This window comes from Streptomyces olivochromogenes, assembly GCF_001514115.1.
GTDB lineage: Bacteria > Actinomycetota > Actinomycetes > Streptomycetales > Streptomycetaceae > Streptomyces > Streptomyces olivochromogenes.
The window spans coordinates 493321-505766 of sequence record NZ_KQ948454.1; the positions used below are offsets into that span (position 1 = coordinate 493321).

Annotated in this window: 10 protein-coding genes; 1 reads left to right on the plus strand and 9 read right to left on the minus strand. The window is 69.5% G+C overall.

All coding sequences use genetic code 11. From position 1 onward, the window contains the following. Window positions 1–125 precede the first annotated feature (125 nt). A complete protein-coding gene (locus tag AQJ27_RS14690; protein WP_079064976.1) occupies window positions 126–3887 on the minus strand; it encodes a S8 family peptidase in 3762 nt (1253 codons plus the stop codon). Between the two features lie 269 nt (window positions 3888–4156). On the opposite strand from AQJ27_RS14690, the gene AQJ27_RS14695 reads away from it, so the two are divergent. Further along, window positions 4157–5125, plus strand: a complete 969-nt coding sequence (locus AQJ27_RS14695; protein WP_067367536.1) for a winged helix-turn-helix transcriptional regulator — start codon at window positions 4157–4159, stop codon at window positions 5123–5125. A gap of 242 nt (window positions 5126–5367) precedes the next feature. Here AQJ27_RS14695 and AQJ27_RS14700 read toward each other — a convergent pair whose 3' ends face one another. From AQJ27_RS14700 to AQJ27_RS14735, 8 genes are all read right to left on the minus strand, one after another. Beyond that, window positions 5368–6012, minus strand: a complete 645-nt coding sequence (locus AQJ27_RS14700; RefSeq protein ID WP_067367539.1) for a TetR/AcrR family transcriptional regulator — start codon at window positions 6010–6012, stop codon at window positions 5368–5370. 42 nt (window positions 6013–6054) lie between these two features. Continuing rightward, complete coding sequence (locus tag AQJ27_RS14705; RefSeq protein ID WP_054232132.1) at window positions 6055–6360, minus strand: DUF4229 domain-containing protein; 306 nt, start codon at window positions 6358–6360, stop codon at window positions 6055–6057. Between the two features lie 117 nt (window positions 6361–6477). Further along, window positions 6478–7017 (minus strand): GNAT family N-acetyltransferase, encoded by a 540-nt coding sequence (locus tag AQJ27_RS14710; protein ID WP_067367917.1) that lies wholly within the window; start codon window positions 7015–7017, stop codon window positions 6478–6480. 181 nt (window positions 7018–7198) lie between these two features. Then, window positions 7199–8362, minus strand: coding sequence for an aminofutalosine synthase MqnE (mqnE, locus tag AQJ27_RS14715; protein WP_067367542.1), 1164 nt, complete (start codon window positions 8360–8362; stop codon window positions 7199–7201). 86 nt (window positions 8363–8448) lie between these two features. Then, entirely contained in the window at window positions 8449–8904 is a 456-nt protein-coding gene (locus AQJ27_RS14720; protein ID WP_067367546.1) for an Lrp/AsnC family transcriptional regulator, read from the minus strand. Window positions 8905–9034: 130 nt separating this feature from the next. Further along, window positions 9035–9709, minus strand: a complete 675-nt coding sequence (locus AQJ27_RS14725) for a UbiX family flavin prenyltransferase (protein WP_067367548.1) — start codon at window positions 9707–9709, stop codon at window positions 9035–9037. A gap of 31 nt (window positions 9710–9740) precedes the next feature. After that, on the minus strand, window positions 9741–10646 hold the full coding sequence (gene mqnP / locus AQJ27_RS14730; RefSeq protein ID WP_067367551.1) for a menaquinone biosynthesis prenyltransferase MqnP: 906 nt from the start codon (window positions 10644–10646) through the stop codon (window positions 9741–9743). Between the two features lie 61 nt (window positions 10647–10707). After that, window positions 10708–12165, minus strand: a complete 1458-nt coding sequence (locus AQJ27_RS14735) for a menaquinone biosynthesis decarboxylase (RefSeq protein WP_067367554.1) — start codon at window positions 12163–12165, stop codon at window positions 10708–10710. Between the last annotated feature and the right edge of the window lie 281 nt (window positions 12166–12446).

Sequence of the window (12446 nt, forward strand, 5' to 3'; positions counted from 1 at the left end):
AATCCGCGGGTCCGTACGGTCCGGATCCTCGCGCGCGGAGGCACGCCTGTGCGGCGGGCCACCCCGGGGGGGGCGACCCGCCGCACAAGTGATTCAGGTCCAGCGTGTGAGCGGCCGGCTCCTGGTCAGCGGAGACCGAAGGCCCGGATCACGGTCTGTGCGACCGCGTTGCCGGCACTGTCGTGGGCGTGAGCCCGCAGCGAGACGAACCGGGCCTGCTTCGGAGCGGACAGCCCGAACCGGCCGTCGTGTCCGCAGGTGATCTTCCGCCAGGTGTGTCCGTCGTCGTAGGACACCTCCAAGGTGACCGCCGACAGGGTGCCGGCGCCCGCGGCGTGGGCGAGGTGGGCGACGGACGCCGTCAGTGTCGCGTTCTTCGCGGCCTTGCCGGCCGCGTTGGTGTCGACGCCGTAGTTGATCTGCATGAGCGGCAGGACCGCCTTCTCGTCCCCCGCCGGGGCCTGGGAGGTGAAGTCCCATTCGGTGTGCGTGGTGGAGGAGTACGGACTCACCGTGCTGTCCCGGTTGGCGTCCAGGACGAGACGGTAGGGCAGTGTGCCGGCGCCGGGTGCGTCGGCCTGCACCTCGGTGTTGTCCGAGTTCTGGGCCAGCTGGGTGTCACCCTGGTAGAGCGTGAGGGTGTGATGCATGCGCTGGTAGTCCAAGGACATGCCGACGTGGTCCGAGCCGCCCCAGGCGGGAACGTCGAGGACCAGGTGGCTCCCGCTGCGCGTGGGCGGCTTGTAGTTGTCGTTCAGGTACGGGCGCTCGATGGGCTTGAACCACTCCTGCGTCTGTGTGCTGCCCGCCCGGTACGTGGTGCGCGGCTCGATCTCGTAGATCAGGTCGTCGACGTAGGCCTCCTGGCCCCAGGAGTATCCGGGCCCGGTGGAGACCCAGTCGACCCGCTGCGAGTTCACCGGCTCCCGCATGTATGGCCAACCGATCGCCCAGTCCGCGTTGTAGACCGGATGGTCGTAGCGGAACTCACCACCGCCCAGGGTCGTATCGGGGCTGTCGAAGGTGACGTTCACCCGCGCGAGGTTGTTCGGGCCGCCCTGGACGACCATGTGGTCCGGGATCTCGTTGTGCCACGTCTTCATCAGGTCGTACACGTAAGGGCTGACCGGCTGCGAGTCCACCGAGAGCATCGCCCCGCGATCGGAGGCCTGGCCGAAGAGCTTCTCGCCCTCGTCCGTGCTCAACAGCGTGACGTCGATTCCGGCGGGGGTGTTGGCGCCCCACGGGGAGGCCTTGCTGTAGCTCCGGAATCGGCGCCCGGGTTCGTTGTTCACGACCAGCAGGAGCTTGGCGCCCGCCGCGACCGCCGCGGCGGCCTGGTCGGAGTCGCTGATCGTGTCGTTGCGGCGGACGACGACCGCCTTGCCCTGCGCGTCCAGACCGGCGTAGTCCGCGCTCGTGCCGTCCCCGGCGGCCACGAGCGGGAGCCTGTAGTGACCCTGGGGCAGCGGGGTGACGCCGTCTTGCCGGAGTGCGTCGGTGAACTCGGTGGTCTTGGTGGCGACGGCCAGTGCCGGCTGCTCCTTGCGCCAGCGGGCGCCGAGGTAGAAATCGCCGTGGGTCACCTTGTGCGTGGTGGGCTGGGCCCACAGGCTGTCGTAGTTGGTCTGGGTCAGCAGGAAGTCGCGCCAGTTCTGGCCGCCCATCGAGCGGTCGTACTCCAGGCGCTGGAAGGTCGTCTCGGTCCGCTGCGGTGTGGTCATGTCCACCCGCTCGATCTTCGCGGCGTCCAGGGTGACCGTGACGTCGTGGTGGTCGATCACGACCTCGGGGTCACCGAGCAGCGCCATCCCCATCGAGTGCGGGCCGTGCACGCCCTGCACCTCCTCGAAGGACATCACCGAGTAGACGTCGTTCTGGAGGTACGTCTGGAACGTGCCGGTTTCGTCGACGTAGTAGAACACGGGCGCGTCGTCGCCGGACCGCAGCACCTCGACGACACCTGGCATCGGATTTCCGTGTGCGTCCTTGAGGACCACGGTCAGCTTGCGGGTGACGTCGCCCAGCGACACAGCCGTGTGGGTGACGACCTTCCCCGCCGTGTCGGCCGCGACGACCTGACCGGTCCAGCGGCCGCCCCCTGTCGCCGTGGAGCCGTCGATGGTGACCGTGACCTCGGCGGTGCCGTGCGCCGGCACGACGACCTGGGGGGCGGACAACTGGAACATTCCCGCGGGGGCGTTCGGGGCCTTCACGGAGAGGTCGAGGGTGACGGGCGAGTCACCCATGTTGGTGTACGTGACCGGGCGTTTCACCGCGCCGGACCCGCCCGTCGTCACCTCGGTGGCGAACGCCGTCGAGGAGGCGAAGACACCGGCGCTCAGCGCCGACGCGACGTCCACCCGGCCGCTGCCCGCCTGGAAGGCGTTCCACGCGGGCAGCTGCTTCGAGCTGCTCACCAGCAGGTCCTTCAACTGGGAGCCGGTCAGCTCGGGGTGCGCGGCGGCCAGCAGCGCGGCGGCTCCCGCGACGTGCGGGGTGGCCATCGAGGTCCCGCTCATTGGCTTGTAGCTGCCCTGGCAGCCCTCCGCGTATTGCGAGCATGCCGCCAGCACGTTGACGCCGGGCGCGCTGATCTCCGGCTTGAGCGCGCCGTCGATGCGCGGGCCCTGGCTCGAGAAGTTGGCGACGTCGTCCGAGGAGTCGACGGCCCCCACCGTCAGGGCGGAGTCAGCCGCGCCCGGGCCGCCGATGCCGCCGGGCGTACCGGTGTTGCCTGCCGCGATCACGAACAAGGCCCCGGTCTCGGCACTGAGGCGGTCGACCGCCGTGCTGAGGGGGTCGGTGCCGTCGGACGGAGTCGGGTCGCCCAGGCTCATGCTGATGATGTCCGCGTGCTGGTCCACCGCGGCCCACTCCATGCCGGCCAGCACCCAGGATTCCTCGCCGGAACCCGTGTTGGAGAGCACCTTGCCGATGTGCAGGTCCGCGCCGGGTGCGACGCCCTTCTCCTTGCCGTCCGACGCGGCCCCCGTGCCGGCGATGGTGGACGCGACGTGGGTGCCGTGCCCGTCGAGGCCGCGGTCCGTCACGTCCTCGTCCGGGACGAAGCTCTGCGAGGCCGCTATTCGGCCGACCAGGTCGGGGTGTTCGGCGTCGACACCGGTGTCCAGGACGGCGACGTCCACGCCCTTCCCGGTGTCACCGGCCTCCCACGCCTGCGGCGCGCCGATCTGGGAGGTGGACTCGGCGAGATCCGCCTTCACGACCCCGTCGAGCCAGATGCGGGCGATACCCACGCCGAAGGCCGGTTTGCCGGACGCGGCTGCCGCGGTCCTCGAGCCCGACGCCGGCGCGGAGGTGACAGCCCGCCAGAAGTCCGCCGACCGGTCCCGGTCCTCGGCCAGCGCGGCACCCCGGACACTGCCGAGGGCCCTGACCCGGGTGGCGCCCTTGGGGGTTGCGGAACGCAGCCCTGAGGAGGCTTTGCTGTCGTACGAGACGATCAGCGGCAACTGGTCGCGATGTGCGTCGTCGTAGCCGTCCGCGACGAGCCGGCTGATGTTGAACAGGCGCTTGTCCAGCGTGCCCGACGCCACATAGGGGAGAACGGAGCCGGGATACACGTACAGGTCGCCGTTCGACTCCATGATGTGCGCGTCGACCGGTGCCCCGGTGGCGCTGCGCACATCGACGGTGCCTCCGGCCTTGCTGCCGGTCTGACGGGTGGTGACGACGTCCCCCGTGACCAGGGTGACGGTGTGGGCGCCCGGCGGCACGTTCTGCGGCGTCGTCGGGGCAGGGTCGGCGGGTACGGGCGCGGGTGATGCCGCATGAGCGGCGGACAGGGCGGCGGGTTGTGCCAACGACAGGAAGGCGGCGCCGGCGACGGCGCACACGCTCCAGCGTCTCAGTGATGATCTCAAGGAATTCCCTGAATGTTCCGTGGGGCCGGGTCGGCCCACAAGCGGGTCATGACTGAAGTGACGGATCGGCGGGGGGATCGGATGGCCGACGCTGTGGACCGATCGTGGGGGTTCTGGGATCGCGCGGCAGGCCGGCGTGGACGAGCACAGTTAAGGCTTGTGGCTGGGAGATGTATAGATCAGACTCGTGTCTGATATCGCCAGCTGGCGAATCGCGCCAATACCGGTCCGACGGCTCGCCGAGCCGAGACGGCCGAGGAGGAGGCCCGGTGCTCGATGCCCTAGGGATCAGCGAGTTCGACGAGCGGGTCTACCGCGCCTATCTGACCAAGCCGGACCGGACAGCGCTGGAGATCGCCGAACACCTGGGCACCACACCCGGCCAGATACGGCACGCGGTGGCCCGGTTGGTGGAACTGGGCGTGCTGCGAAGAGAAACGCACGGCCAGTACCGGCCGGTCAGCCCGCGGACCGCGTTGAGCGCACTGCTCGCCAAGCGCCGAGCCGATTCCGAGGCGGCGTTCGCCGCGGTGTTGGACGTGGTCGATGACCTGGCAAGTGAGTACCGCGCCAGCCGGCTGCAGAGGGATCCGACCGAGCTGGTGGAGGTGATCACTGGTGAGGCGGCGGTCACCCTACGGGTGGCCGAGCTGACCCAATCGATGCGCACCCACTTCTGGGTTCTTGACATGCCCCCGTACATCGGCCCGTACAGCAACGAGTTGGAGGAGACCTTCACGAAGGAGCTGCTGGGCCGCGGCCTCGACATACGGTCCGTCTACACCCCGGAGGCGCTGGAGCAGCCCGGCCGATTCGAGCTGATCACCCGCCTGGCCCAACTCGGCGAGCAGGCCCGGATCCTGCCGACCCTGCCGTTCAGGCTGCGGATCATGGACCGTCGTGTCGCGCTGGTCGCACTGATCGGAGGGCAGTACGACAAAATCATCGTCGTCCATCAGTCCGGTCTGCTCGACGCAATCCTCGAGCTGTTCGACACCTACTGGCAGCGGGCACAACCCATCGCCTCGACGGCCCCGGAGACCCCCGACAAGCCGAGCACGGATGATCTCTTGCTGTTGAAAATGTTGCAAACGGGCTATAAGGACCAGGCGATCGCCCGGCAACTGGGCACGAGCGCGCGCACCGTGACCCGCCGGATCGCCGCGATGGCGTCCCGGCTCGGCCTCGAGACCCGCTTCCAGCTGGGCACCGAAGCCGCCAAGCGAGGCTGGATCTGAGGAGGGTCGGGGACTGGCGCGGTGGCTGTTGCTCCGTTTCCAGTCGCCGCCGCTTCAAACCGGGCACGCAGCCGCCGGCTCTTTCCCTGCCGTCAGCCCGGGCAGCCGATGGACCCCGTCAGCCTCCAGGACCACCTGCGCGAGATCGGCGTCCGACCACACACGGTGAAGCGTAGGTACTCACGCCGGGTCTGCTGAACCTCGCCCGTCCCTGGTACCCGAGCTGGGATTCCGAGGTCGTATCAGTCCTGCGGGGGCGTCCACGGGCGGTTCTCCATCAGGTCGCCCAGGCCCGCCCAGGCGAAGTTCATCAGGGTCGCCGCGGCCTGCTTCGCGGAGACGCCCGCCGTGGCGTTGGCCCAGGCGGCGAGGGACTCGGCGGCGCCAACGAGGGCCTCGGCGAGTCCGGCGACCTCCCGTTCGGCCAGGGACGGGTCACGGTGAGCCTCACGCGCGGCGACCACGATCAGCTGGGTGACGAACGCGACGAGTTCCTCGCGCATCGCCGCGACCTCGACCGCGAACGGCTCGCCGTGCGTACGCGCCTGGCGGTGAAGGACCGCCCAGCCGTCCGGATTCTCCGCGGTGTGCGTGAAGAACGCCCGCAGGCCCGCCCAGAGTTGACGATCGGCGGGCAGTCCGGGCTGGACGCCCGCGCGTACCGCCGTGGTCAGTGCGGCCGCCTCACGGCGGATGCAGGCGGTGAAGAGGTCTTCCTTGGAGTTCAGGTACAGATACACCAACGGCTTGGACACGCCCGCCAGATCGGCGATCTCGTCCATCGAAGCGGCTCGGTACCCCCGCTGCCCGAAGGTCCGCACGGCGGCGTCCAGCATCTGCTGTTCGCGTACCGCGCGCGGCATCCGCTTGTTCTTCACAGCACCCATACAGGCAAGCGTACGATCGGCCGCCGTCGGCCAGGCACAGCGTTACGAGGTCTGGCCCTGCACGCCGCCGCGGGTGGCGTCGTCCACGCCGTCCTCCTGGCTGCGGTTCTGCTCCAGGTTGGTCTTCATGCGATCCACGCGCGCGACGACCTGGGCGGAGGCGCGGTCGCGCTCCTTGCGCAGCACGACGAAACTGATGGGCGCGGAGATCACCAGCGCGAGCAGGACGATCCACATGTAGTTGGAGTCACCCAGGCCGCGCGGGGCGATACCCAGGTAGACAAGGCCCCAGACGACCACGAGGCAGCCGGCGAAGACGCCGAGGCGCATCAGTGTGTAGCGGCCCATGTCAATCCACTCTTCCGTTCCGAACCGTTTCGAACGTTCCCAAAGGGCACCGTCCAGTGAAGCACGCCCGGCGATCCCGTCGCGCAGGGGGGCCTCAGTCGGCCGCGCTGGGGGGCCTCAGTCGACTCGCGGGAGAGGCAGCAACATCGTGATCTCGTCGCGGTCGTCGCCCGGCGCGACACGCAGTGCGTCGGGCGCCCGGCCGATCTCCTTGTAGCCGCAGGACGCGTAGAAGCGTTCCAGTCCCTGCCCGCCCCGGCAGGTGAGGCGGAGCCCCTCCAGGCCGAGCGCGCGGGCCCGGTCCTCGGCCTCGCGGAGCAGGTCGGCGCCGTAGCCGCGGCCCTGGAGGGCCGGGTCGACCATGACGGTGTACAGCCAGGCCCAGTGGCGCATGAGGGGGTGGTCGTTGTGGGCGAGGAACGCGGTGGCGGCGAGCCGGCCGTCGGCGGTGAATCCGGCGAGGAGCCGGGTGCGGCCCTCGGCCATCGCGGTGAGGTGGGCCTCGGCGCGGGGACGTATGTCGACGGCGGTCACCGGCGGCACGAAGCCGACCGCACCGCCCGCGTTGGTGACATCCGTCCAGAGGGTGAGCAACTGGTCGGGCAGGGGGCGGGGCGGCTTCGCGTCACGGGTGAACAGGGTGAAGGTCAGTGGCACGGCCACCGAGCGTAGAACACCGAGGTCAGAGTGGACCAACTGCAGATGTCACCCGCCCACGCCGGGTTGAACTTCAGGAACACGACGGCGGAGTCGTCGGACGAAGCGACATGCCGGCCCCCTCCGCGAGGAGGGAACCGGCACAGGGGCCGTCACGGGCGTACGACCGGACCGCGGAGCGTCAGACGCGCATCGGCTGCGGCGACTCGCGGCGCGCCGGGTCCGGGCCGTCGTACTCGCGGATGATCTCGTAGCGGGTGTTGCGCTCGACCGGCCGGAAGCCCGCGTCGCGGATCAGGTCGAGCAGGTCCTCGCGGGTCAGCTTGTTCGGCGTGCCGTAGTTGTCCGCGTCGTGCGTGATCTTGTACTCGACGACCGAGCCGTCCATGTCGTCGGCGCCGTGCTGGAGGGCGAGCTGCGCGGTCTGCACGCCGTGCATCACCCAGAAGACCTTGACGTGCGGCACGTTGTCGAAGAGGAGACGGGAGACCGCGAAGGTCTTCAGGGCCTCGGCGCCGGTCGCCATCTGGGTGCGCGCCTGGAGCCGGTTGCGGACCTTGCCGTCCTTCATGTCCACGAAGTCGTGCTGGTAGCGCAGCGGGATGAAGACCTGGAAGCCGCCGGTCTCGTCCTGGAGCTCACGGAGCCTGAGGACGTGGTCGACGCGGTGGCGGGGCTCCTCGATGTGCCCGTACAGCATCGTGCACGGGGTCTTCAGACCCTTCTCGTGCGCGAGCCGGTGGATGCGCGACCAGTCCTCCCAGTGCGTGCGGTGGTCCACGATGTGCTGGCGGACCTCCCAGTCGAAGATCTCCGCGCCGCCACCGGTGAGGGACTCGAGGCCCGCCTCGATCAGCTCGTCGAGGATCTCCGACGCCGACAGCCCCGAGATCGTCTCGAAGTGGTGGATCTCCGTCGCCGTGAAGGCCTTCAGGGAGACGTTCGGGAGGGCCTTCTTCAGCTCGCTCAGCGACCGCGGGTAGTAGCGCCACGGCAGGTTCGGGTGCAGGCCGTTGACGATGTGCAGCTCGGTGAGGTTGTCGTTCTCCATCGCCTTGGCGAGGCGGACGGCCTCCTCGATGCGCATCGTGTACGCGTCCTTCTCGCCCGGCTTGCGCTGGAACGAGCAGTACGCGCAGGACGCGGTGCACACGTTCGTCATGTTGAGGTGGCGGTTGACGTTGAAGTGGACGACGTCGCCGTTCTTGCGCGTGCGCACCTCGTGGGCGAGCCCACCCAGCCAGGCCAGGTCGTCCGACTCGTACAGCGCGATGCCGTCCTCGCGGGTCAGCCGCTCACCGGCTCGAACCTTCTGCTCCAGCTCGCGCTTGAGCCCGACATCCATGCCTCTACCTCTTCCTCAGACAGCCTTCGCAAACCGTACTCCCCCACCCTCCGGGCGGGAGGGGCCCCCATCAGGCACGTCGTGCCCTAGTCCTCTTCGGGCAGCTCGCCGACCCGGTTCTCCCACTTCGTGGAGAGCACGATCGTCGTACGGGTCCGGGAGACACCCTTCGTCCCCGAGAGCCGTCGGATGGTCTTCTCCAGCCCGTCGACATCGCTCGCCCGCACCTTGAGCATGAACGAGTCGTCGCCCGCGATGAACCAGCAGTCCTCGATCTCACCGAGGTCCCGCATCCGCCGGGCCACGTCCTCGTGGTCCGCGGCGTCGGAGAGCGAGATGCCGATCAGGGCGGTGACGCCGAGACCGAGCGAGGCGGAGTCGACGGTGGCGCGGTAGCCGGTGATGACCCCGGCCGCCTCCAGCCGGTTGATGCGGTCGGTGACGCTGGGTCCCGACAGACCGACGAGGCGCCCCAGCTCCGCGTAGGAGGCCCGGCCGTTCTCTCTCAGGGCCTGGATGAGCTGCCTGTCCACCGCGTCCATGCGATCGCTAGCCTTCCGCTGAAGTGTGTGAGTCGTGGGTCGTGAGTGGTGCGATGTTGCTCAGTGGTGCTCGGGTCGTGCGTGCTCGGGTCGTGCGTGCTTCGCTTCACGGGTGCTCGGTCGTGGCCGCTCAGGTGGCTCGGGAGCCGCCGCCGAGTTCGCCCTCCCACCGGCGGTACAGCCCGTGTTCGACGCCCGCCGCGTCCAACACCCGCCCGGCGACGAAGTCCACCAGGTCCTGGATGTGGGTGGCCCCCGCGTAGAACGCCGGCGAGGCGGGCAGCACGGTGGCGCCCGCGTCGTCCAGGGAGACCAGGTGACGCAGCGTCTGCCCGCTCAACGGGGTCTCGCGGACGGCGACGACGAGCTTGCGCCCCTCCTTGAGCGTCACACTCGCCGCGCGCTGCAGCAGATCCTTCGACAGCCCCAGGGCGACTCCGGCCACGCAGGCCGTCGAGGCCGGCACGATCAGCATGCCCTTCGAGGGGTACGACCCCGAGGACGGCCCCGCCGCCAGGTCACCGGCGCTCCAGTGCCGTACGTCCTCGATGCGCACGTCGAAGGTGCCGGGCTTGCCGTCCGCGCCGCGCGCCAGCCATTCCCGCAGGTCGTCCTGCCAGTGGGCGTCGCGGAAGGGGAGGCCGGTCTCGTCGAGCAGCGTGAGCCGGGAGGCCCGCGAGACCACCAGGTCGACGCTCTCCCCCGCCGCCAGGAGCGCCCGCAGCACGGAGGCGGCGTAGGGCGTACCGGAGGCACCCGACACCCCCACGATCCAAGGCCGGCGCTGCGTCTGTCCTGGCTTCATGATGTCGAGGGTATCCGGCGGCTGTCGGGATTCAGACCGTGAGCCCGCGGACCAGCAGATCGAGCAGGGCACACACGAACAGGGCGATGCCGATGAATCCGTTGACTTGGAAGAACGCGCGGTTCAGACGGGACAGATCGTGCGGCTTCACGATGGAGTGCTCGTAGAGGAACGCGCCCGCGACGATCAGCAGGCCGAACCAGAAGAAGGCGCCCGCGTCGGTGGCGACGGCGTACCAGGCGAACAGGGCGGTGGTGACGGCGTGGCAGCCGCGCGCGCCCCAGATCGCGGCGGGGATACCGAAGCGCGCCGGTACCGACATGACCCCGATCTCGCGGTCCGTGTCGACGTCCTGGCAGGCGTAGATCAGGTCGAAGCCGCCGATCCAGATCCCGACCGCGAGCCCCAGGATGACGGCGTCCCACGACCACTCGCCGGAGATCGCCAGCCAGCCGCCGATCGGGCCCATCGCCTGGGCCAGACCCAGGATGGCCTGCGGGAAGTTCGTGAACCGCTTGCCGTACGGGTACACCACCATCGGGATCACCGCGATGGGGGCGAGGGCCAGGCACAGGGGGTTCAGGAGGGCCGCGGCGCCCAGGAAGAAGACCAGCGCGACCAGCGCGCCCGTCCACGCGTGCTTCACGCTCATCGCGCCGGTGACCAGCTCACGGTGGGCCGTGCGCGGGTTGCGGGCGTCGATCTCGCGGTCGATGATCCGGTTCGCCGCCATCGCGAACGTGCGCAGCCCGACCATCGCGATCGTGACGAGCAGCAGCCTGCCCCAGTGGATGTTCTTGTCCCACTCGAACATCGCGGTCAGCGCGGCGATGTAGGCGAAGGGCAGCGCGAAGACGGAGTGCTCGATCATGACGAGCCGGAGGAAGGCCTTGGTGCGCCCCGGCTGCTGCGGGAGCGCGGCGGATGCGCTGGTCACCGGCCGGCCGCCCGTCCGCTGTCGATCCGTCCGCCGTCGATCCGTCCGCTGTCGATGGACCTCACAGGCCGTACTCCTTCCAGCGGCGGTCGACCGTCGCCGCCGTCTCCGGGTCGGAGAGAACCATTTCCGGCCATCCCCCGTCCCTGGTGTAGCCCTCCTCGGGCCACTTCCTCGTCGCGTCGATGCCCGCCTTGCCGCCCCAGAACTGCTGGTAGGAGGCGTGGTCGAGATGATCGACGGGGCCTTCGACAACGGTGAGGTCGCGGCCGTAGTCGGTGTTGCCGAGGGCCCGCCACGCGACCTCGTGCAGATCGTGGACGTCACAGTCCGAGTCCACGACCACGATGAGCTTGGTGAGGGACATCATGTGCGCCCCCCAGACGGCGTGCATCACCTTTTGGGCGTGCTTGGGGTACTTCTTGTCGATCGCGACGATCGCGCAGTTGTGGAAACCGCCGGCCTCGGGGAGGTGGTAGTCCACGATGTCCGGCACGATGATCTTCAGCAGGGGGAGGAAGAAGCGCTCGGTCGCCCGCCCGAGGGGACCATCCTCCGTCGGGGGCCGCCCCACGACGATCGACTGGAGCAGCGGCCGCTTGCGCATGGTGACGCAGTCGATGGTCAGCGCCGGGAAGGGCTCCTGGGGCGTGTAGAACCCGGTGTGGTCGCCGAAGGGCCCCTCCGGGAGCATCTCCCCCGGCTCCAGCCACCCTTCGAGCACGACCTCCGCGTTCGCGGGCACCTGCAGCGGGACGGTCTTGCAGTCCACCATCTCGATCCGCTTGCCCTGGATGAACCCGGCGAAGAGGTACTCGTCGATGTCACCGGGCAGGGGGGCGGTGGAGGCGTATGTCACGGCGGGGGGGCACCCGAAGGCGATCGCGACCGGCAGTCGCTCTCCCCTCCTCGCCGCCACCTGGTAGTGGTTGCGGCTGTCCTTGTGGATCTGCCAGTGCATGCCGATGGTGCGCTTGTCGTGGCGCTGGAGGCGGTAGAGCCCGAGGTTGCGGATTCCGCTCTCCGGGTCCTTGGTGTGGGTGAGCCCGAGGTTGAAGAAGGAGCCGCCGTCCTGGGGCCAGGTGAAGAGTGCGGGGAGGGCGTCCAGGTCGACGTCCTCACCGTGCAGCACGACCTCCTGCACGGGCGCGTTGTCGGACTTCACCTTCTTCGGCGGTACGTGGGTCATCGCGCCGAGCTTGCCGAAGGCCTCGCGTACGCCGACGAAGCCGTGCGGGAGTTCGGGCCTGAGCAGGCCGCCGATCTTCTCGCTGATCTCGCCGTACGACTTCAGGCCGAGGGCCTTCAGCAGCCGCCGGTCGGTGCCGAAGACATTCATGGCGAGCGGCATGGCGGAGCCGCGCACGTTCTCGAAGAGCAGCGCCGGGCCACCCGCCTTCTGCACCCGGTCGACGATCTCCCCGACCTCCAGATACGGGTCCACCTCGGCCTTGATGCGCTTGAGGTCGCCCTCGCGCTCCAGCGCCCTCAGCAGGGATCGAAGATCGTCGTAAGCCATGCGTCCAAGTATCGCTGAGGCCCACCCGACACCGACGTGCGCCCCACCGCCACGGCCAGGCCCACCCCTCTCGCCCCCGCCGCCCCTACCCGTCCCATCCCCGGGGGCTGCCGCCCCCGGACCCCCGCTTCGGCCTGAACGGCCTCGTCCTCAAACGCCGGACGGGCTGAAGAGTGCGGACCGGGGTGGGTGGGTGGACGGGGGTGGGTGGGTGGACGGGGTGGGTGGGTGGACGGGGTGGGTGGGGCATCGGCCTCCGGCCTCGTCCTCGAACGCCGGGC

What these genes read in the sequence shown, in the direction of transcription:
- AQJ27_RS14735 (WP_067367554.1), bottom strand. Translation starts at nt 12,165, where the DNA reads ATGGCTTACGACGATCTTCGATCCCTGCTGAGGGCGCTGGAGCGCGAG.
- AQJ27_RS14725 (WP_067367548.1), bottom strand. Translation starts at nt 9,709, where the DNA reads ATGAAGCCAGGACAGACGCAGCGCCGGCCTTGGATCGTGGGGGTGTCG.
- mqnE (WP_067367542.1), bottom strand. Translation starts at nt 8,362, where the DNA reads ATGGATGTCGGGCTCAAGCGCGAGCTGGAGCAGAAGGTTCGAGCCGGT.
- AQJ27_RS14720 (WP_067367546.1), bottom strand. Translation starts at nt 8,904, where the DNA reads ATGGACGCGGTGGACAGGCAGCTCATCCAGGCCCTGAGAGAGAACGGC.
- AQJ27_RS14700 (WP_067367539.1), bottom strand. Translation starts at nt 6,012, where the DNA reads ATGGGTGCTGTGAAGAACAAGCGGATGCCGCGCGCGGTACGCGAACAG.
- AQJ27_RS14705 (WP_054232132.1), bottom strand. Translation starts at nt 6,360, where the DNA reads ATGGGCCGCTACACACTGATGCGCCTCGGCGTCTTCGCCGGCTGCCTC.